The sequence below is a fragment of the Acetobacterium sp. genome (assembly GCF_041752335.1).
Taxonomy (GTDB): Bacteria; Bacillota; Clostridia; order Eubacteriales; family Eubacteriaceae; genus Acetobacterium.
In genome coordinates this window covers 15008-36864 of record NZ_JBGSHG010000091.1, presented here as the reverse complement: position 1 = coordinate 36864, position 21857 = coordinate 15008, and the positions used below count along the sequence as shown (strand labels likewise).

21 protein-coding genes are annotated in these 21857 nt (G+C 43.4%); 5 read left to right on the top strand and 16 right to left on the bottom strand.

Annotated elements, in window-relative coordinates; translation table 11 throughout:
- Window positions 1-28: 28 nt before the first annotated feature.
- Complete coding sequence (locus tag ACEW8F_RS11740; RefSeq protein ID WP_373483654.1) at window positions 29-973, bottom strand: hypothetical protein; 945 nt, start codon at window positions 971-973, stop codon at window positions 29-31.
- 318 nt (window positions 974-1291) lie between these two features.
- Between ACEW8F_RS11740 and ACEW8F_RS11735 the strand changes: the two genes are divergently transcribed.
- A complete protein-coding gene (locus ACEW8F_RS11735; RefSeq protein ID WP_373483695.1) occupies window positions 1292-3118 on the top strand; it encodes an FAD-dependent oxidoreductase in 1827 nt (608 codons plus the stop codon).
- A gap of 156 nt (window positions 3119-3274) precedes the next feature.
- On the opposite strand, the gene ACEW8F_RS11730 is transcribed toward ACEW8F_RS11735, so the two are convergent.
- The 4 genes from ACEW8F_RS11730 to cax form a co-directional block, all read right to left on the bottom strand.
- Window positions 3275-3655 carry a DUF1214 domain-containing protein gene (locus ACEW8F_RS11730; protein WP_373483694.1) on the bottom strand — a complete coding sequence of 127 codons (381 nt, stop codon included), beginning with the start codon at window positions 3653-3655 and terminating at the stop codon, window positions 3275-3277.
- 2 nt (window positions 3656-3657) lie between these two features.
- Complete coding sequence (locus ACEW8F_RS11725; RefSeq protein ID WP_373483653.1) at window positions 3658-3810, bottom strand: hypothetical protein; 153 nt, start codon at window positions 3808-3810, stop codon at window positions 3658-3660.
- A gap of 158 nt (window positions 3811-3968) precedes the next feature.
- The gene (locus ACEW8F_RS11720; RefSeq protein ID WP_373483652.1) at window positions 3969-5993 is read right to left on the bottom strand and encodes a serine hydrolase domain-containing protein; all 2025 of its coding nucleotides are present in this window, start codon (window positions 5991-5993) and stop codon (window positions 3969-3971) included.
- Window positions 5994-6142: 149 nt separating this feature from the next.
- Window positions 6143-7186, bottom strand: a complete 1044-nt coding sequence (gene cax, locus ACEW8F_RS11715) for a calcium/proton exchanger (RefSeq protein WP_373483651.1) — start codon at window positions 7184-7186, stop codon at window positions 6143-6145.
- 224 nt (window positions 7187-7410) lie between these two features.
- Here cax and ACEW8F_RS11710 point away from each other — a divergent pair, with 224 nt between their 5' ends.
- Window positions 7411-8268, top strand: a complete 858-nt coding sequence (locus ACEW8F_RS11710) for a diguanylate cyclase (protein WP_373483650.1) — start codon at window positions 7411-7413, stop codon at window positions 8266-8268.
- A 99-nt stretch (window positions 8269-8367) separates the two neighbouring features.
- Here ACEW8F_RS11710 and ACEW8F_RS11705 read toward each other — a convergent pair whose 3' ends face one another.
- On the bottom strand, window positions 8368-8616 hold the full coding sequence (locus tag ACEW8F_RS11705; RefSeq protein ID WP_373483649.1) for a GlsB/YeaQ/YmgE family stress response membrane protein: 249 nt from the start codon (window positions 8614-8616) through the stop codon (window positions 8368-8370).
- Window positions 8617-9015: 399 nt separating this feature from the next.
- Between ACEW8F_RS11705 and ACEW8F_RS11700 the strand changes: the two genes are divergently transcribed.
- The 3 genes from ACEW8F_RS11700 (at window position 9016) to ACEW8F_RS11690 (ending at window position 10974) form a co-directional block, all read left to right on the top strand.
- Window positions 9016-9684 carry a GTP pyrophosphokinase family protein gene (locus ACEW8F_RS11700; RefSeq protein WP_373483648.1) on the top strand — a complete coding sequence of 223 codons (669 nt, stop codon included), beginning with the start codon at window positions 9016-9018 and terminating at the stop codon, window positions 9682-9684.
- A gap of 217 nt (window positions 9685-9901) precedes the next feature.
- A complete protein-coding gene (locus tag ACEW8F_RS11695) occupies window positions 9902-10396 on the top strand; it encodes a rubrerythrin family protein (RefSeq protein ID WP_373483647.1) in 495 nt (164 codons plus the stop codon).
- Window positions 10397-10662: 266 nt separating this feature from the next.
- Entirely contained in the window at window positions 10663-10974 is a 312-nt protein-coding gene (locus ACEW8F_RS11690; RefSeq protein ID WP_373483646.1) for a putative quinol monooxygenase, read from the top strand.
- Between the two features lie 171 nt (window positions 10975-11145).
- On the opposite strand, the gene ACEW8F_RS11685 is transcribed toward ACEW8F_RS11690, so the two are convergent.
- The 10 genes from ACEW8F_RS11685 to pgk all read right to left on the bottom strand — a co-directional run bounded on the left by ACEW8F_RS11685 (window position 11146) and on the right by pgk (window position 21857).
- On the bottom strand, window positions 11146-11895 hold the full coding sequence (locus tag ACEW8F_RS11685; protein WP_373483645.1) for a sulfite exporter TauE/SafE family protein: 750 nt from the start codon (window positions 11893-11895) through the stop codon (window positions 11146-11148).
- Between the two features lie 3 nt (window positions 11896-11898).
- A complete protein-coding gene (gene moaA / locus ACEW8F_RS11680) occupies window positions 11899-12858 on the bottom strand; it encodes a GTP 3',8-cyclase MoaA (RefSeq protein ID WP_373483644.1) in 960 nt (319 codons plus the stop codon).
- A 67-nt stretch (window positions 12859-12925) separates the two neighbouring features.
- Window positions 12926-13960 carry an XdhC family protein gene (locus ACEW8F_RS11675; protein WP_373483643.1) on the bottom strand — a complete coding sequence of 345 codons (1035 nt, stop codon included), beginning with the start codon at window positions 13958-13960 and terminating at the stop codon, window positions 12926-12928.
- Window positions 13961-14029: 69 nt separating this feature from the next.
- On the bottom strand, window positions 14030-15055 hold the full coding sequence (locus tag ACEW8F_RS11670) for a molybdopterin-binding protein (RefSeq protein WP_373483642.1): 1026 nt from the start codon (window positions 15053-15055) through the stop codon (window positions 14030-14032).
- Window positions 15056-15068: 13 nt separating this feature from the next.
- Window positions 15069-16151 (bottom strand): histidine phosphatase family protein, encoded by a 1083-nt coding sequence (locus ACEW8F_RS11665; RefSeq protein ID WP_373483641.1) that lies wholly within the window; start codon window positions 16149-16151, stop codon window positions 15069-15071.
- A 16-nt stretch (window positions 16152-16167) separates the two neighbouring features.
- A complete protein-coding gene (locus tag ACEW8F_RS11660; RefSeq protein ID WP_373483640.1) occupies window positions 16168-17004 on the bottom strand; it encodes a TylF/MycF/NovP-related O-methyltransferase in 837 nt (278 codons plus the stop codon).
- Window positions 17005-17122: 118 nt separating this feature from the next.
- A complete protein-coding gene (locus ACEW8F_RS11655) occupies window positions 17123-18046 on the bottom strand; it encodes an NTP transferase domain-containing protein (protein WP_373483639.1) in 924 nt (307 codons plus the stop codon).
- A gap of 71 nt (window positions 18047-18117) precedes the next feature.
- The gene (larA, locus tag ACEW8F_RS11650; RefSeq protein ID WP_373483638.1) at window positions 18118-19368 is read right to left on the bottom strand and encodes a nickel-dependent lactate racemase; all 1251 of its coding nucleotides are present in this window, start codon (window positions 19366-19368) and stop codon (window positions 18118-18120) included.
- 16 nt (window positions 19369-19384) lie between these two features.
- Window positions 19385-20557: an NADP-dependent malic enzyme gene (locus ACEW8F_RS11645; RefSeq protein WP_373483637.1), complete on the bottom strand. Its 1173-nt coding sequence runs from the start codon at window positions 20555-20557 to the stop codon at window positions 19385-19387.
- Window positions 20558-20603: 46 nt separating this feature from the next.
- Entirely contained in the window at window positions 20604-21857 is a 1254-nt protein-coding gene (pgk, locus tag ACEW8F_RS11640; protein ID WP_373483636.1) for a phosphoglycerate kinase, read from the bottom strand.

Below are 21857 nucleotides of genomic sequence, written 5' to 3'. Positions count from 1 at the left end.
TATATACAATCGAGTATATCATCCACTTTCACGGATAACGGTTATCAATGCGGATGACCAGGGCAAAGAGATTTTTGTAGAGCTTTAAGCCATACATTTTTTCCCGTTCCTCAATGGCCGTGTGATCATACATTTTCTGATTCAGCAGGGCGATTAAGAAGGTATCACTGAGCGAACTTGCGATATGACTGCTGTCGCTTACGTGCGCCATGGTCATGGCCACCGCATGACACAGCATAATTAAAATTTCTTCATCACTTTCAGTAATCGGATGATGATATTCCAACAGTTTGAGATATGCCAGCGGGCGATTATTGTCTAAAACCCGACCAACCAATTGGCGATGGTTTAACAGACCGGTTTCCCAGATGACCAGCACCGTATCACCCTCAAGCATTTCCGTTTGAGAGTCGTCGGTCATCACTGATCGGGCGTACTCTTTGTTGACATATCCCTTAGAAAGGGTCCATTCCCAGAGCGGTTCATTATCAATATTATTGCCTCCGGAATGGGCAATAAAGCATAACGAAACGTCAACCAGAAGCAACGGATTACAAAGCATCTGGTAGCCCAGATCCAGGAGTTGCTGGATGGTTGCGCCTTTCTGGCAAGCCATTAGAATTTTTATTGAGCTGTCACCAACCCGATACTGATCCTCAAATAATTGTCTTATCTGTTTGACGACACCTTCCGGCGCCCACTCTTTATCGACCAGAATAGCATTGTTTTCCCGGAGTTGTTTTTCGTCTAGCGGTTCATTCTCGATGATGATGAAGTAATTTTTGTTCCCCAGTGGCCGTCGGTAAATTTCAGACGCTTTTAAAACATAGACATAGTCAGGCGACAAGTCAGTGAGCTGTTCCGTATAATAGTCAATGCCTTTAATTTCAATGTTTTCTCCGTCGCCACTACTGCTCAATTTAAGGGGCCGCCCATTCAAGATCGAAATAATTTTTTTAAGTGTAACTGCCATCAGAACCACCTTGCCATCTTATCGAATTTGCCTCATTATATCACGAGGTTAAACGCGTGTACATTAAGAAAAACCGCTGACTTTGATCGTATCCATTGATCGTATCCATTGATCTCATCGATTTCTTTGGATTTTCTGACAATTTTACCATCCTTCATTTGTTAATATTTACAAAGTTCCTTTGTCAGCTGAGTTCTTTCCGGTCGCTAAAATCTCAAACCATTACAAAGACGAAAACGCTTTCAACTGCTATACTAGTAATAAAATACGAAAGACATGTCTTTTACTAAATCAAGGAGGATTTGAGATGGTACAACGATACACCCAAATCTGATTATTACTGAAGTCACCCGGGTCAACAACGAAACCGGGGTGATGATGCCCCGCCAAACCTCTGCCGCCACCGATGACTGCATCCCGGGGCTGGCAAAACTGGCTAACGCCGTTCATTTTTATGACGGAGCCATCTTTGTCCAGCTTCATCATCCCGGCCGCCAGACTGATAACATGGCCATCGGCGGGCGGGCGACCATCTCCCCCAGCGGCATCAAAAGTATGTTGACCCAGGCCGAATGCCGGGAAATGACCAATGCTGAAATAAAAAGCTTTGTTCAGGATTATATCAATGCCGCAGAGCGTTGCTACAAAGCCGGGATCGATGGGGTTGAACTGCATGGTGCCCATGGCTATATGTTAAACCAGTTCATTTCCCCGCTGACCAATAAACGGACTGATGAATACGGTGGCAGCACCAAAAACCGGGCTCGGGTCATTAAAGAAATTATTGAAGGCATCCGCGAACGGGTCGGGCGGGACTACCCAGTGATGCTGCGAATCTCAGCCGATGAGTTTCTGCGGGAATCGATGTTCCCCTTTTCCGAAGATGGCCTGCTGCTGGATGAAGCGGTGGAAATCTGTAAATATCTGGTGCCCTTTGGTCTGGATGCCATCAATGTCTCCGCTGGTATTTATGAAACCATGAACCAGGCCTGGGAGCCGATTTCTTTTGCTGAAGGCTGGAAGATCTACCTGGCCGAAGCCATTAAAAAAGCGGTGGACGTGCCGGTCTTTGGGGTCGGTGTGATCCGCAACCCGGAGTTTGCTGAAAAAATCATTGCTGAGGGACGAGTAGACGGGGTTACCATCGCCCGGGGTTTACTGGCCGATCCCGATTGGGTCAATAAGGCTGCCGCCGGCCAGGTGGACGATATCCGCCGCTGTATTTCCTGTCTGAATTGCATGGACTCGATGATTGCCAATGGGATGAAGGGCGAACCCTTTGCCTGTGCCATCAATCCCCGGGCTGCCCGGGAATGGTTCTACAACGATGAACGCCGGGATGGCGATGGACGTTTAGTAGTTATTATCGGTGGCGGACCAGCGGGAATGGAAGCCGCTAGAAAACTTGCTGAACGACAATTTAAGGTCGTCTTATTTGAGAAAAATAGTGAACTGGGCGGACAGCTTTGTTTGGGAAACAAGCCGCCGCATAAGGATAAAATCAACTGGCTGATTGACTATTATAAAACTCAGCTCGCAAAACTTGGCGTGGATGTTCGGCTTAGTACTCCGGCAACCCATAATGCCCTAACCGCCCTCGATCCTTATGCCGTTTTTGTGGGAACCGGTGCTGAAGCCATTGTTCCCCAATCCATCAAGGGTGTCAAAAAAGCCCATGTCTGTACCAGTACCGATATTCTCTCCGGGAAGGTCACTCTCACCGGGAAAAAAGTAGCTGTTATCGGCTCTGGCATGACCGGTGTGGAAACAGCCGAACTGCTGGAAACCCAGGATAATGAGGTTTTTGTAGTGGAAATGGCGGATCGCATTGGTCCCGATGCCAGCTGGCAGAGCTTCAGCGACGTTCAGGCCCGGCTGATTAAATTTGGCACGGTCTTTATGCCAGCTCACAAACTGGTTGGAATTGGTGATACCACTATTAAATTAAAGCAAAACGACGGCCAATGCGTTGATCTCACCGTTGATCATGTGGTTTTATCCTTAGGTGTCAAAGCTGATCAGACCCTGGCTAATGAGCTTGTCATTCACTTTGATCGGGTTGTCAAAATTGGTGATACCGCCCAGATTGGCCGCATTGCCAATGCGGTGGAAACCGGTTTTGTGGCCGCCTATCATCTGGTTTAGGTTTTAATGCATCACAACTTTGTGTTTTTCTGAAAAAAAATGGCGAAGCCCCCGGGACTTCGCCATTTTTTTCACGTTTGATTCTTTATTTTCCTCCTAAATTACCGTTATATAAAAATTACCCTTGTTCACTGTACTTATCAACAGGCTGATTTTTTATTCAGCCTTATTAATTGTTGGCGGTTGCCAGGTTCCATTTAACACCGACTCCTGAGGGAGATAGATGCGCAGATACAAATGAAAATTGTCAGCTGAAATCGGCAGCCAGTTATTGGCCATTGCGGCATCTGGTGGCGCCTGAGTTTGCAGCAACAGATCCAGCGAACCATCCTGATTATAGGTTACGGCACTGCGATCATTAATACTATAGCGATCAATCGGATTATCGATCAAAAAATTATCACTGTCATAGGCGGTGATCGACCAGAAACCGGTATCTTTAGTGGGCGGCAACTGATCTTTGTCAAAATGAATGACATAATGATTGGTGCCGTCAAAGGTAACACCCTCACTGTCGGTACTGGCATTAGGGTAAATGGCTACTGAAACCGGACTAACGAAAAGGCATAAACATAGGCATCATAGATGGTCTCTTTGATGCTCTCTGTTTTTGGTTCGTTTTGACTGGCGGTACAGCCGGTCAAAAACAGCAACGAAAGAAATAGGCAGATAATTCTGGTAATCTTCTTCATGACAAATTTCCTTTCTTTTTCAAATAATCTAAATCTGCAATCACCCTTGATTGTTTTTCGACGCATGATCAATTGCGCAATTTAATTCATTGTAACCCAATTGGGGCAAAAAAATAAGACTCAAAATAAAGTTTGAGTCTTATTATTTGCTTTACTTTTTAAAAGCTGAACTGATAGGGGAATTGATCGCCTTCGTTCCCAATAAACATCACATAGGAACCGGCTGTGACTGGCACACTTTCGGCAACGGCATAAAGACTGTCATAGCTAAGGGTAAAATCCGGAGCAAAGATAATCACCCGGCCGCCTTCTGGCATCGTGACCCCAAACATGCCGTCAGCATCCAGTTTTCTGACCTGGTTTTCATTGGCTTTGGCAATACTGATGGTCTCATCTTTTGCCAGCGCCGTCACATCCTGAGCATCGATAAAGGTATAACTCATCATATTAAGAACTTTTTTTCCGTTGACTTCGCTAATTCGGGGTTCAACCAAATCCCGGGCATAGGGCAGGATCATTTCGGCGGTGTTGCCATCTTTTAAGCGGTAGGGCGTAAAGGTATCGTCGCCGCCAAAATAGATGAAGCCCGGCAATTCTGGAATACTGCCAGTGGCAGCGACAAAGGTATTGAGGTCAATGGCGCTGAAATTCGTGGGGATCCACCATTTATTGGCAAAGTTCTGGGTATCCACGGGATTGACTGAAGTGATCCCCTGGGCCACAACCAGGGAATAATCCGCCGTTGGAAGGGTTTGCAGGATCAGTTTTTGCCCAAAGCTGTCACTAAAGGACAGCCGATTTCCGGATGCCATATAGAAATAACCGTCGTCCATATAGGCGTAGGCACCGGTACTGACAAATTCGCTGCCATTGAATTTTTTGTAATTCATGGTGTTGTTCTGGCGGTCAAACTCAACTTTAATGGTGCTGCCATTGGCCCCATAATATCCGGCAAAGCTGTTAAGTTGATCAGGAATGGCAGCTGGATTCGGTGCGGCTGCGGCACTGGTTTCACTCCCCGGTAAAGCTTCCTGTTCCTCCAGCAAAGCCTGAGTAATGGCATTAGTGATCGTGGTTGTATCGGCAGCGCCGGCAAAAATCACGGCCACGGATAAGCCTTGTTCCGGCAGCACATAAAGCTGTGAGTTAAACTGCAGGGTGCCGCCGTTTTTGCTGAGTACCTGAATTCCCTGTTCGGCAAAATCCGCCACCGCTACCATATCCCAGCCCAAGCCATAATTGGTAATTGGCGTTCCTGATGGCACTGTTTCCGGGGCATACTGGGGGCTGGTATATTCGCTAAAAGACTCAGCGGTCATGATCTTATTGGTCAGCAAGGCGTTTCCGAACCGGCATAAATCTGCGGCGGTGGAGGAAATCCCCCCGGTACCCATCAGGTTGACATATTCCGCCGGTAAGGCTGACCCGTCATCGTTGTCGTATTTTAGGGCAATATTAGGGTTGTCAGGTTTAAAATAACAACTGCTGTCTTCCATACCCGCCTTCGCAAAGAGATTCTCATTGAGATATTCTGCATAAGACTGACCCGATACCTTTTCGATCAGCACTTCCGCCAGGGTAAAGCCATCGTTGCAGTAAACACTGACTACCCCGGGATCATCCTTTAAATTGCTGTTGGCCAGATAGACCATAAAAGTCGCCAGAAAATCCGGATCCACTGCTGCGGCAAAACCGTTATAAATGTCGGTTCCCGGCAATCCTGAGGAATGATTTAGCAGCATCCGGACTGTGATATTTTTGTAACGGCTATCCTGCATGGTAAAATCAGGAACATAGTCGACTACTGGTTTATCCAGATCCACCTGGCCCGCTTCGACCAGCTGCATTACCGCTGCGGCCGTAAAAATCTTACTGACCGAGCCAATATTAAACTGGGTGCTGGTATTCACCCCCACAGCATCCCCCCGGTTGGCCATGGCAAAGCCTTCTTCATAAACAATTTTACCATTGTCCATAATCGCCACAGTGGCACTGGACGCCCCGCCGCCGGAAATAGCCTTCCATATTTCAGTTCGGGCCGTTACTATGGTTTTTTCATAGCTCTGGTTCTGGCTCTGGTTCTGGCTCTGGCTCTGGCTCTGTAAAGGGGTTGTGGCGCAACCCGAAAACATCAGAACCATCAATGTCAGACAGAATCCCCAGATCATAATTTTTCTTTTCATTTTTATTCGTTCCTTTCAAAAATCACCCGGAATTTTTTCGCTATTTACTTTTTACCCCAACAAGATTTTATCAACCTTTTTTTACATTAAAAAATAGATAGTTATTAAACTATCTGTTTTTCAGGCCTTAACACCTGCGATTATCTTGATTATAAAATGAAAAACGATACCGCCATGATCAGGTAGACCGCCAGCAGCTGAACCCCTTCCAGCCAGTTGGATTCGCCGTCACTGGCGACCCGATTGGCAATCAGCACCGATAATACCAGGGCTACCAGTTCAAACTCGTTGAAAATGATGCTCATCGGCGTAAACAGCAGGCTCAAAAAAATCAGCACCGGCGTGACAAACAGAATCATCTGGAGACTGGATCCAATGGCAATCTCCATCGCCACGTCCATTTTATTTTTATATGCCATCACAATAGCGGTGCTATGTTCCGCAGCATTTCCGATAATTGGCACCAGAATAATCCCGACGAAAAACTCACTGAGTCCAATGGCTTCGGTCATCGGCTCAACCGCTCCCACAAACATCTCACTTTCGACCCCGATAAGGACGGTTGCGCCAATTAATACCGCAATCGCCTTGTTGAGTGACCATTTGGGCGTGGCTTCCTCTTCCGGTACGGCTGAATAAATATCTTTATGAGTATAAAAAGAAAAATACAGACTCATCAGATAGATGGCAAACATGATCACCGCCACTGTAATACTAAGCCCCTCATAGCGGGTATTGAGAAGATCGGCAGCCACTGTATGGGTAAAGATTGCCGGAACAGTTAAACCAATGACGGCAAACAGCAGCATGCTCGATGAAACCTCAATGGATTGTTTATTAAACGATTGGGACTTGAATTTCATTCCCCCCATTAGCATACTGGCACCCAGCACCAACAGGATATTACCAATCACCGATCCGGCAATCGACGCTTTGACCACATCAAACAGTCCTGCCTGCATGGCAAAAAAGGCGATGATCAGTTCGGTGGCATTACCAAAGGTAGCATTGAGAAATCCGCCGATTCGCGGCCCTGAATAGAAAGAAATTTCTTCTGTTGCTTCTCCCATGATGCCCGCCAGGGGGATAATGGCCAAAGCCGAAAGAACAAACATTAATGTGGGTGAAAAGTGCATGAATTCTCCCACAATGCTTATCGGGACAAAAATCAGCAAAAACCTTAGTATCTTCATCTACGCACCAACCTCATTTTTTAATTTCTGATACAATGACACTGGTAAAAGAATACCACAAATCTTAATGAAAATAAATGCAAATTTATGAAAGCATCGAACTTTCCCGGCGGCACAAATAAATAAAATGACGCGCTAAAATTTTACTGCAAAGATACCCAAATCAGGCTATAATAAGTATTAACTCTAAACCGTTAATATTTAAATTTTCTGGAGGTATTTCCATGACACTGGATAATGAACAGTACCGGATCATTGTTGAGTCATCCCCTAACATGATCTGGCGCGCGGGTACCGATACATTGTGTAATTACTTTAACACCACCTGGCTGAGCTTTTCCGGCAAAGCCATGGCCGAAGAAGTCGGAACCGGCTGGGCCGAAGGCGTTCATCCTGAGGATTTTGAGATGTGCCTGAAAATTTATTTAGACGCTTTTGCCAAACAGGAATCCTTTGAAATGGAATACCGGCTTAAGCGAAAAGATGGCGTTTATCGATGGATCAATGACCGGGGTGTTCCCTACTATATCAAGGATCATGAATTTGCCGGCTATATTGGCAGCTGCATGGATGTGACCGATAAGGTGGAAGGTCAGAAAATGCGTGATCTTGCCCAGCGGGATGGTCTGACCCGGATCTTCAATCGTCAGTATTTTGAACAGTTGGCCTCTGTTGAATTTTCCAAAGCCAAACGGTTTCATGCAGATCTTTGTGTTGCCATGATCGATATTGATCGGTTTAAGAATATCAATGATACCTATGGTCATCATGCCGGGGATCTGGTTTTAAAAACGGTCGCCCAAACGATCAATGAAAGCATCCGCGATTTTGACCTTTTTGGGCGCTATGGCGGGGATGAATTTGTATTGCTGATGTCAAACACCAATTATGCCGAGGCTTCTATCCTCATCGCCCGCTTAAAGCATGTTCTCGAAACCGTCGAAATTAATTATAACGACACCCTTATCCACATCAGTGCCAGTTTTGGATTATACCAGATGCGTGACCAAGAAATTCTCGAAAAGGTCATCATTGAAGCCGACAAGAAATTATATGAAATAAAAAACAGCCGCACAAAATAACCCCCTCATTCACTTGAATAACAGCCTTTCTTAATCTAAAAAAAGTCAGGAAAGAGAGTCTCTTTCCTGACCAGTTGGAACATGTCGTTAGCGATGCTATTATCTTGTAAACAAATTAATGATAACCAGCAGGATTACCGCTCCCACGCAAGCAACGAATATACTCCACAAATTAAATCCGGTTACCCCGGTTGCTCCGAAAAAGCTAAATACAAAGCCACCGATCATTGCGCCCAGAATTCCGACCACAATGTTTTTAATTAATCCCATCTTTTCATTGTTTTTAGTCAGCATGCTGGCCAGCCAACCGGCTAAACCGCCAAGTATGATCCAGGTGAAAATTCCCATAAGTCCACTTCCTTTCTTTTTCTATCTTTTAATATACCCACTTATCTAAAAACAAATCATTCAATTCGCCAGGTGGCGCCAGATCAGCTTTAGCCACTCAGTTATTTCCATAGAATCGCATGGCTGTCACCGGAAATTTCGTTTTAATGATCACATCCGCCCAATCTTTAAATTGCACCTAAGGTTTTAGATGTATAATTACAACTTGTAGACTTTATTTAATATCAACCGCATCCACCAAATGCGTTCATCATTGTTGAAATACTTGTTAAGGCTTATCTCGTTAGTCTTCATCAATATTAGAATGTCTCCCGATTTCCTATTTACAGCTTACTTATTAACACGATTAACTATAGAAAGGCACTTTCTACTCTTAACTGACTAAAGTGATAAAAATCAATGCAAATTAATTCAACTGAAGTACCCTTTTCTGAAGATCTGGACATTAACGGAAATCTGAAGGAATTTCTCCTGCAGCAGCAGATTTATCGGGCTGCCATAAAAGAAATTAAAACCAAGCTTGAGATCCTCGATGAAGAATTCCAGGCCCGATACGACCATAATCCCATCCATCATATGGAATACCGTTTAAAGGCACCCCAGAGCATCGCTGAAAAAATGCAGAAAAAAGGGCTGGAGATTACTGCCGAGAACATCCGCAAAAACTTGACGGATATTGCCGGAGTTCGGGTAATCTGTAACTATTTAAATGATATTAACCATATTGCCAACCTGTTAGTCCGTCAGGATGATATTACCCTGGTTCGAAAAAACGACTATATCAATGAGCCGAAGAAAAACGGCTACCGAAGCCTGCACCTGATTGTTCTGGTACCCATTTTCCTGGCGGAACGAACCGAATCTGTTCCCGTTGAAATCCAAATTAGAACCATCGCCATGGATTTCTGGGCCAGTCTTGAGCATCAGCTCAAATACAAAGGACATAACGATATGTCCGAAGGTCTCCGGGAACGGCTGAAATACTGTGCCGAGTCGATCACCCGACTGGATGAAGAAATGCAGATGATTTATGAAGAAATTACCGCTGACGACTGCGATCAAAAATAATCAATGCCGAAGCAATAGCTTCGGTTTTTTTATTATAATTTTTTGCAGATTTTATTGACACCTCTATTTTTCTATGGTATCTTATTCATAATCATTACTGATTAGTAATTGTTACTTTATTGCGGCGTTTGCTCTGCCTGACCGGAATGTTCCCTTTCTTTCCCGGATCACAACGCATCAAACTGCCTAAATAAAATATTGATATGGAGGAAAACAAATGTCAGAATCTAAAACACTTAACAATCTTATGGAGGCGTTTGCCGGCGAGTCCCAGGCAAACAGAAAGTACACTGCTTATTCAAAGAAAGCTGAAGCCGACGGAAAAATCAATGCGGCTAAATTATTTCGCGCCGCGTCTGATGCCGAAACCCTGCATGCCCTGAAGCATTTTGAAGTTGCCGGAAAGATCCATACTACTGCTGAAAACCTTAAAGATGCGGTCGCTGGAGAAACCCATGAATTTACTGAAATGTATCCGGACTTCTTAAAAGAAGCCGAAGCCGAAGGAAATAAAGAAGCCATTAAAACCTTTACCCTGGCTATGAAAGCCGAAGCTGTTCATGCCAGACTGTATCAGGAAGCCCTGGAAAATCTGGATCAAACCGAAGAAGTCTTTTACTATCTCTGCCCGCTCTGCGGCAATATTGAAAAAGCAGTGCCTGACAAATGCGTTATCTGCGGCGTTCCTGGAGCCAGCTTTATTAAGTATTAAGTAACTAATCATACGAATCGCCTAACCAAAAAACCAGAAGTATTGCGCCCTCTTAATGGCATGATTCTTCTGGTTTTTTAATCGATAATCGTTTAATTCTTTACAGTAACTCTTATAAAGGGTATACTTAACTCGTAAATCTTTAAAGTTCCAGTTATTAACTCAAGCTCTAGCAAAGCCCTGGAAAATCTTGTTTTTTCACTTTGAATCAGCAACCACATCTCATCGTTGCGATTTAATAAAATTTTCACCACTGGAGGTTGAACATGAAAACAAAAGAAAACATATTGCTAAATGTAACCTATACTACTAAGCCGGGTAGAAGAACCGAATTTTTAAATGCCTTAACTCAACTTGGTGTTGTAGAACAGTCAAAACAGGAGTTTGGCAATCACAGATACGACTATTATTATCCAGTTGACTCTGACGATCAGCTATTACTTGTAGAAATCTGGGAAAATGATGAGGCGCTGGCTTTTCATGCCCAGACTAAGCATTATCAACAATTGCAATCGATCAAAAGCGATTATCTGCTCAATGCTAATATTGAGAAATTTTATATCCATCCCTGTGAGTAAAATTGGTCAATTAAGATTCCTAGAAAAACATCGAATATTTCATTGATATCAGTCAATAAAAAATACTCAGCCATTCGGAGGCAATTGCTGAATAACTGAGTTTTTTTAAACTGGTTTGATTATTTGATTTTATTTAATCATCTGAATTCTGACTTTTCAGCCAGATTTCCACTAAAAAAAGAGTTTCACCGAGACAATTGCTGTCATCGCAATAATTAAATACCGAAATGATTTTTCATTGATTCGTTTAATAATAAACGCCCCGAAAACTGCACCGATACCAATAAAAGGTATCATTAAACCAGTGAGTACAAACGTCTGGACTGTAATATTATGCCAGATGAATACTTGCATGGGTAGTTTTGTGACGTTGACGATAAAGAAGAACCACGCTGTCATCCCCAGAAAATTTACTTTATTCACGCCTTTTGCCAACAGGTACACACTAAAAATGGGCCCTGCCGCATTTCCGATCATTGATGTGAACCCGGAAAGAATTCCGACTAAAGCATGCAACCAGGTCTTGTCGGGAATTTTCAGTTGATCGCCTTTTTTTTCAAAATAAATTAACAAAAACAGACATAGTAAAACTGATAGTGCAATCAGGCTTTTGAATTGTTCATCATTTATGTAACCGCCAATGATCAAACCAAATATTAGTCCCATAAAAGTCCATGGCAGTAATTTAATAATGTCTTCCCGTTTCGCATTATGTTTATAATAAAAAACCGCAAAAACATCACCTACAATCAACATCGGAAGGATAATCCCAGTTGAAGCTTTTCCTCCGAATACAGCTGCTAATATTGGGATTACTAGTGTCAGAAGACCGCCAATACCAGTTTTTGATATACCAATCAACAATGCGGCCAAAATAATCCAAGCCCATTGCCCCGTTTCTAAATCCGGGAATATTTCCACAAGTCAGCCTCCAATCATATGCATTGCTCGAGTTGATTTGAAATCCTTATCGAAATGATGCCCCCGCGGTTTATCCCTAATAATCTGACTGACAATTTGATTGAAATCCTCAGGTTTAAGATTAAGCGCTTGCCGAATATTTACCTCCCCATTGTTTCCCAGACAAGGTCGGATCTTTCCGTCAGAAGTCAGCCGGATGCGGTTACAGTCTGCACAGAATTGGTGGGACATGGGTGAAATAAAGCCGATTTTGCCATTGTAACCATCCATCTGATAATAAATCGCCGGAGAACCCTTATCGGTTCTTGCCTGATACTGAAGACCCGGTCTGGCTGCAATTAAGTCGTCATTGTGAATGATTTTATCCCTGTTATCTGCGCCAAAACTCCCCATCGGCATCAGTTCAATAAAACGGACTTCAATGGGTCGATTCCTTGTCAGTTCGATCAAGTCATCAATTTCATCATCATTGATCCCCTTAATCAAAACGGTGTTAATCTTTACTGGCGTCATCCCCAATTCCAGGGTCCGGTCAATTCCATCCATAGTTCTTTTTAAATCACCGCCGCCGGTAATGAATTTAAATTTTTCTGGCTTCAGAGAATCCAGGCTGATGTTAATCCGTCGAAGGCCAGCAGCTTTTAAATCACCTGCCATCTTTAAGAGATGAATGCCATTGGTTGTCATGCAAATATCTTCGATACCATCAATCTTCGCTATTCTGGAAATAATTTCACAGATATCCCGTCTTAACAGCGGTTCACCGCCAGTAATTCTGATTTTTCTAATCCCTGCATTAACCATCGATCGCGTAATTTTTTCTAATTCCCGAGGTGTTAGACTATCGTCTTCGCTACCCTTACAATTTTCACCATCCGGATCACAGTAGATACACTTCAGATTACATTTCTGGGTCACAGAGATTCGCATATATTCAATTTTTCTTCCATATTGATCCAGCATAATTTTATCCAACTTTCTTTTTTCAAAAACTATTATATCGTTGATCAGTATTTTCCAGAAACAAATATCATGGTACTACGCTTTCCAGAAATACTTCAATAATCCCCCCGCAAACCATGCCTTCTTCTTCCGCCTGCCATCCTGTCATGTCGACTCGATGCAATTCCGATTTAGCTTTGTCACTGTTTAGTATCGACAAGGCCCTAATTTTTATATCTGCTTCGGCACAACCCCCACCAAGGGATTCCACCGTCCGGCCATCTGGGTAAATTAACATCTTGGTGCCCACTTCCCTGGGGGCTGAACCTTTTCTGCTGATAATCGTCGCCATGACTTTTTTTTCGCTTAATTTCTCAGCTGCGTTGAGGGTTTCAAGTATTTCTTTGGAGTAACCACAGCTCTGTTTTTTCTGATTTTTTTCCTGGACGATTTCTGCCATAACAGAGATGGCAATTTCAACCGGGGTTTCTGCCCTGATCTTTAAACCAATGGGCGTATGTACCTTTTCCAGTTTTTCTAAGTTAACCCCTTTTTGGGCCAGCTGATCTTTCACATTTTTCACCCGGACTTTACTGCCGATCATGCCAATATATGCATTCTCTTTTTTGATAATTCCCTCCAGGCAGATCTGATCATAACGATGACCCCGAGTTACAATGACAAAATAGGTGTTTTTATCCCCTTCAATTTTCTTCAATCCCTGCTCAAAGGGTTCACAGATCACCTGATTTGCGCCGGCCCGAAGGGCATCATTGGCAAAGGTGTAGCGATCCTCAATAACACTAACTGAAAAGTCAGCCATCAATCCAATTTTTATTATCGGAATTGATACATGACCAGCCCCACAAATAACCAGCTTTTTATCAGGTTGTAAGATTTCACAGAAAATCCGGTTGCCATCGACAGTGATCAATCCCGTTTCCAATTGATTTAAAATTATTTCGATATGCTGTTTCAGAAAACTGCTTTTTCCAGTTTCATAAACGATTTTTTCCAGGGATACAAATACTTTCTCTCCTGAATGTTCGCCTTCCACCACGGTAGCGATCAGATACTTCTGGTTAGCATCACTTTTTTTAATTAATTCATATAGATTACCCAAAACTTATCCCCTCATCTTCCTTACTAGCTTCTTTTTGCTCTGATACCTGAGAATCGCAAATTTCACTTCTTACACACCTTTCCCAAACCCACAGTTCGGATAAATACAGACCTGACAATTTAGACAGAGACCGCCTTGCCCCAAAATGGTAAAATCATTGATTCTCAATCGTTCATCGGTCATGATCCGGGGTAGTACCAAATCAAAGATTGTTCGTTTAGCATACATCACACACCCAGGTAGGCCCACAATGGGAATTGTGCCCTTATAATAAGCCAGTAAAAACATCGCTCCCGGCAGCACCGGTGCACCATAAGTAATCATTTTTGCGCCGGTGTTTTTGATGGCAAGGGGTGTCCGATCATCCGGATCGACACTCATTCCCCCGGTGCAGATGATCATATCAGCTCCCTGTTCCAGCAGTGTCATAATCGACTCGGTAATCATCTCATGATTATCATTGGAAATAAGATGCCCGATGATTTCGACATCAAATTCTGCCAGTTTTTCTTCGATAACCGGTGTAAAGGTGTCTTTAATCCGACCGTGGAAGACTTCGCTACCAGTCGTGACAATCCCTACCTTTTTGTGCACATATTGTTTGATCTGAAAAATCGATCCTTCTCCACACACTTCTTTGGCCTGATTCATTTTGCTTTCAGCAATCACCAGCGGAATAACCCGGGTACCTGCCAGAATGTCCCCAGTCTTAACTGGAAAATTTCCGTGCCGGCTGGCAATCATCATCTCGCCCAGGGCATTCACCCGATTCATTTTATCCTTATCAATTTTAAGTACCCCATCACAGCTGGCAATGAGTTCGATTTTGCCTTCTTTGATTTCTGATGGCCGCATATTTTCGCCTTTACAAAGATCATAGAGGATTTCAGCCGCCTCGTTTTCATGAAGCATCCCTTCTTCTTTTTCCCAAACGTAAAGGTTTTCTTTTCCCACGGATAATAATACAGAAATATCTTCCTTTCTAATTGTATGTCCTTTGCTAAATATCGTATCTTTTTTCACGCCTTTGATAATCTGGGTAATATCATGACATAGTACATGGCCTACTGCATTGGTTGTTTCAATTAATTGCATCGTTTTTCTCCTTTTAATAAACCATCGCTTCTTCTAACAGAATTTCTACTTTTTTTGCCTGTAGATAAGCTAACCGATGTTTAACTCTTCCTACCAAGGTGGTGCATTTTTTTCTACTTCTATTAAACCGTTCCTCAATGCTGACCCGTTGACACCCTGATACCTTTTTATCTGCCAAATAGACAATTGTTTTTTCTGTAATTCGCTCTTCATCATAACTTGAAAGATGATGATGAAACTCAATCACCTCCGCAACTAAGGGGTAACCTTCTCTGTTAATCCAATCTGCACCAATTTGTGCATGCTCTTTTTCAGCCCGAGCAATATCATGAAGCAGTGCTGCGGCTGCAATCAAGTTACGATTCAGATAATAATTTTTATGCATCAACAGATCAGTCCATTCCAATGCCAGTTCACAGACGCTTCTTCCGTGATTTCGAACGTCCTCACCGACCTGAAATCTTTCTAAAATAGCCTGGCACTCATCTTGATCAGGAATTGCCTCTAAATTTTTACCTACATACTTTACTTTTTTAGTATGTTTATCTATTTCAATCAGACTAATGCTCCCATATGATTGGAGCAGCCCAGGTGCCTGCTCCAAATCCAAACCCATCCACCTGCTCAACAATCCCTGATTGACACATGTATGACCAACAATGGCCAAATTTCCTTTATAATTTTTCATCATTTTCTCAATGCATGGCTCAGTCCGCATCAAAACTTGATGATACGATTCCCCCTTCGGAAAGGGTACTCTAGCCAAATTTTCTCCTCTCTGCTGATAATCCTCTGGATACTTTTGTTTAATCAAATCAAACGGCAATCCGTCCCACAATCCCGTATCAATCTCCTCTAATTCAACAACAGAGACAATAGGGTATCTGCCATTTGAAATAATTTCGGCAGTTTGCCGGCTCCTGGCCAGCGGGCTGGTAATAATCGTAGATAACGCTATTTTAGAAAAATAGGTCGCCAACTTTTTTGCCTCAAGTCGCCCTTCTTCACTCAATGACAAATCAAGTTTCCCGAGACAGCATTTTACGCCGTTTGGATACGCTGGCTGACAATGACGAATTAGATAAATGCTTCTCATGTCCTTTAATCAACATCTATGCTTTGATGAAGATGGCAGTACCATGAAAATCGCAGAGTGGAATTATAAATAACTTCTGCTCATTTAAATACTCATCAACCGCTTTTTTTACCCCGGGAAACTGCATGCTGTTATAATCATGGATTAACATTACTCCACCAGAACTGAGCCGGGGATAAAAATACGAAAGGCCTTGCCAGGTGGGTTCATACAAATCAGCATCCAGGCTGACAAAGGCATATAGAATTTCTTCATCAGGAATGGTCTCGGGAAAACGGCCTTTAAAAATCTCAACTTGCCCCGGAAAGGGCATTTTATTGAGAATGTCTTCTTCGCTGGTATCGGAAAAATCCCCGGGGTTAGCTTTGGACAGCCCCCTTTCGCTGGCAATGTCTTCCGGCACAAAACCCTCAAAGGTATCAAAGAGATACAGTTGTCGATCCGAAAAATTCTGATTCAGTTCCCGGGCAAATTTTCCCTGGTAGACGCCTAATTCTGCAATTACCCCTGTAACCCTGCGTTTCCTTATTTGATCTCCAATAAGCCGCAGTTCAGCAAGCCGAAGATCATATCTGTTTTTTAAATCGCTGGCATGTTTAACGGTTCCGTCAAACCCCAGACCTCTGATTTGATTCTCTATATCAATTGCCACATCTGCGTTTAAACTGCCGGTCCAAATAATCTCAGGGTTATCATCCAGAAGTTTATCCGGCGACCTGACTGTTAATCCCGAAATAATTGACCCCCACTTGTCAGGGTTATTATCAAAACAAGCAACGACTTCATAGTCACTGGATATCAAATTCATCAGTGCATTTCCACCCTGTCCGACTCCAAATATTGCAGCTTTCATATTATCCAAACTCCTTTTTTTCTACTTTTTCTGTTGAATTAAACGGTTCATTTAAAGAACCTATCAAATATTTAACGCTTTGGCTAATAATCGAGTTGTTTCACAAAACAATTCGATCTTAAAAAAAATAACGGTCGAATATTTCGTCAACACTCTTGATTGACTCTTTTTCAAATTTTTGGTACTTTTCCAAAAAATCGATTCCCTTTTCCGTTAAAATGGTTTTGCCGCCGTTCATGCCTCCACGCTTACGATAAACGATTGGAAATCCTAGTTGTTCTTCAACCTGATTAATCATCTTCCATCCCTTACTGTATGAAAGATTCATTTTTCCACAGGCGCTTTTAACCGATTCGCCGATCTTGATTAAATTTAACAATTGTTCAGTACCAGTACCGAAAAAAGATTCTTCCTTTTCCACGCTGACACGGACTTTTGGTTTTAATTTCCGTTTATAATATAAATCCAACAAGCTTTTAAATTCATCTTTGGTATCCGCATCCAGCAAAATTCCTTCATCTTCGACTTCAACCTCAATCTGTTCATAATCACAGCTCTCAACGGCTCCCAGTAAACCTTTGTTTCCGGTATAAGCTAAGATCTCTGGCAAAACCCGAGTGTCAATCATAAAGGGATGCCCTTTTACACCCCGATGTACCGGATTAATAAACATACCTTTTGAATCCATCAGTTTCATCACCGATTCTTTGGAAAAAAGGGGAATATCAATGGGCGTAATGAGAATTCGTTCACACCTATGCTCTAGATATTTCAGACCTATTTTCACCGAATCCAACATCTGAGTTGTGGCAAACTTATGATTATGAAGACAGGTAACGTTCATACTTTTTACCAGTTCTTCGACAATTCTAGCCTTATTCCCGGTAATCACAACAATTTCTATGATACCAGCATCCTGAAAGGTTAATATGATCCTTTCTAAAATTGAAAGATTCCCAATTTTCAGCACCGGTTTAAAGTCACCCATCCGTGAGGACATCCCGGCTGCCAGAATGACAGCTCCTTCCTTTACTTTTTTCACTTTGTTACCTCTTTCCATAAACCGACTCCTCCATTAAAGGAGTCGGCTGATAAATAAGCAATGCTTTGATATTATTTTTCCAAAATTGGCAGGGTTGAGCCGCCGTGGGGCATTACTAAAACTTTAGAATCGGGTCCCAGTTTGTCAAAGGCTGCCTTTAATGCTCCCTGAACGGTGATGTACGGTTTCATAAAGATAGATTCGACCACTTCCGGTTCCATTTTTGAAACAAAGAAGATCTCGCTCTTTTCCAGAACCATGGCAATGGCTGCAGCCTTATGTCCCCCTAATTGAAAATCATTTTTGATCCGTTCAATTAAGGACTGGGAATCCGTAGCTGTTAGCAGCCATTCTTCAAACACCCCTTCGCCAAAGCCCTCTTCGCAGGAACCCACCAGAATGATGATGCCGCCATCTTTAACCGCATGCTTGGCATTATCCAGGGCTTTCTGGGTTTGATAAAGATTTAAATCTTTGGGTGCTCCTCCCTGGGATACAATCACAATATCTGCCAGCACAGCAATCGGCTTACTGTACAATTGATCGAGGAATTTACAGCCTTCCCGATGGGCTTTGATATAATGACCGGCTACGGCATGGATGACATTTTTTTTCTCATCGAGAATGACATTGACAATAAAGTCTATGGGGCAGTATTCAATCGCTTCTTCCAGGTCCTGTCGCACCGGATTGTCGTCAATCTTTCCGGCCACCGCCAGAGGATCAACCATACAGCTGTGGTTCATCTGAATCGCGGCTCGGGTCGAAACACCTGGCATGATAGCCTTGGCACCGCCACTGTAACCGGCAAAATAATGGTATTCAATATTACCCAGGCAAATGCGACGGTCTGCTTCTGCCACAATCCGGGTCACATCCACAGGGGTACCATTTTTTGTTTTGCCCATGTTCACGAAATCTTTTGGATCGCCATCGACACAACGAATGGTTGAATAAATGTAATCACCGACCAGTTTTTTCATTTCCTCGGCGGTATGTTTCCGATGGCTCCCCAGAGCGAAGACAATGGTTATGTCTTCACATTTGATGCCCTTCTTTTTCAGTTCATGAAGAATCGGCGGTAATACCACATGTGACGGCAATGGCCGGGTAATATCACTGGTAATAATCACAACCTTTTCACCCTGTCTGATAAGCTCTTTTAAAGGGGGTGTTCCGATGGGATTTTGGAGCGCTGCGCAGACGGCATCTTCACCTTTTGTCGTCACTTCAATGGAATTTGGTTTTAAAATTGCTTCCAGATTTTTTTCCGGAATATTAACCGCTTGTTTTTCTTTTCCAATTGCTATCTCTATTTTCATAAATGACTCCCAACCCCTAGATGCGGCTGACACCGCTTTCCTGGGCAGCCTTTGCCACCGCTTTGGCGACTGCGTCTTTAATCCGGGGATCAAAAGCATTGGGGATAATAAAATCTGAACGGAGTTCTTGATCGGTTACTAAACCAGCAATGGCGTAGGCTGCGGCGATTTTCATGGCGTCATTGATATCACTGGCTCTGACATCCAGTGCGCCCCTAAAAATTCCCGGAAAGGCTAAGACGTTATTAATCTGATTGGCAAAATCACTTCGACCGGTACCAACAACCGCTGCTCCAGCTTTCAAGGCCAGATCCGGCATGATTTCTGGAGTGGGATTGGCCATCGGAAATAGAATTGGATCTTTCTTCATGGACAGCACCATTTCTGGAGTAACGGTATTGGGGGCGGATACACCAATAAATACATCGGCATCCTTCATTGCATTGGCAAGACTCCCTTTGATTCCGACTTTGTTGGTCACTTTTGCAATTTCCTGCTTATCCGGTGTCAACCCTTCCTGACCGGCATAAATGACACCAACCCGGTCACACATGGTGATGTCTTCAACACCCACCTGCAACAGCAGCTTGGCAATGGCAATCCCCGCTGATCCGGCGCCGTTCATGACCACTTTCATGGTTTTAAACTCTTTACCGGTTAATTTCGCAGCGTTTAACACCGCTGCCAGGGTGACCACCGCGGTACCATGCTGATCATCATGAAAGATGGGAATATCGCAGATTTCTTTGAGCCGTTTCTCAATTTCAAAACATCGCGGAGCGGCAATGTCTTCAAGGTTCACACCGCCGAAGCTACCGGCCAGGAGACTGACGGTCTGAACAATTTCATCCACATCTTTGGAACGGATGCAGAGGGGAATGGCATCCACATCGCCAAATTCTTTGAACAAAACGCATTTCCCTTCCATTACCGGCATGCTTGCTTCTGGGCCGATATCACCTAACCCGAGTACCGCAGTTCCGTCACTGATGACAGCAACGGTATTCCAACGACCGGTCAGTTCATAACTTTTGCTGATATCTTTTTGAATTTCAAGACAAGGCTGGGCCACCCCCGGGGTGTAAGCCAGGGACAGATCCTCCTTATTATCAACGGAAACCTTGGCATTTACTTCCAGTTTCCCCTTCCATTGATAGTGCAGTTTTAATGATTCCTGTGCATAATCCATTTTAATAACCTCTCTTCATTTCCTTCTTACTATCTGGTGTTCGTTTTTATTTTTCCTTTATTTCTGAACCATGCATCAATGCTTTAACAACCGGCAGGGTTTCACCCGTTAAAAATCGGATCAGGGCACCACCACCAGTGCAGATATAATCAATTTTTTCGCTTAAATTGTATTTATTGGTGGCGGTAATGCTGTCTCCACCGCCGATAACCGTGTAAGCTGCGGTTTTTCCCAGGGCGTCCCAGACATTTTTGGTGCCGTATTCCGTAATTTCTTCTTCAAAAATCCCCATCGGTCCGTTGGTGAAAACTGTTTTGGCGCCAAGGATGATCTCCTGAAATTTCTGGGTTGATTCGCGACCGATATCCACCAGCATTTTATCAACCGGCAAATCAGTCAGTTTCACTTCTTTTCTGACCCCGCCATCCAGATAGGCTAAATCCGTTGGCAATTCAATCATCGCCCCATATTTTCCCAGCAATTCTTTGGCATCCTCAATGTATTGATTAAACCCTCTTTTTTCAATAAAGGCTTTTGAGCTTGCGCCGATGTCAAATCCTTTTGCCAGTAACATGATGTTTCCCACTAAACCACCGGCCAAAACCGTGTCGGCAATTCCTTTTCCCAGCACCGAGTTCATCATGATAAAGGCATCGGATATTTTGGCGCCGCCTAAAACAAAGACCGATGGTCTGCCGGGATTTTCGGTAATTTCGGACAGGACACTGTACTCTTCTTCAAACAATCTCCCCATTGCTGACGGCAGTACCTGTTCAAAACCGCAGAGGGAGGGTTGATCCCGGTGGGCAGCTGCAAAAGCATCACAAACATACAGATCCGCCAGCGGTGCCAGTTTTCTGACCAGCAGGGTTTTAGCCTGGTCTTCATGGTTTAATTTTAAATTCGTTTCAAACAAGGTCTGTTCTTCCGAGACAAAACGGACATTATCCAATAATAGAATCTCGCCATCATTCAATGCTGAAATCGCTGCTCTGGCGGTGGGACCGCAAACATCCTCAACGAATTTCACTTCTTTATTAAGCAATTCGGTTAAAACTTTTGCATGCGGTGCGGTGGTATAAAAGTTTTCATATTCAATATCGCTGCCCTGATGAGCCAGAATCACCACCTTGGCGCCCTGATCCGATAATTCCCGGATAGTCGGAAGACAGGCTTTGATTCGGGTAATATCTTTTAAAGTATTTTTTTCTTTGTCCACCGGCTGGTTAATATCCACCCGGAGGAGGACCGTTTTTCCGGAGTATTGAAAGTCATCCAAGGTTTTAATTCCAAATTTCAT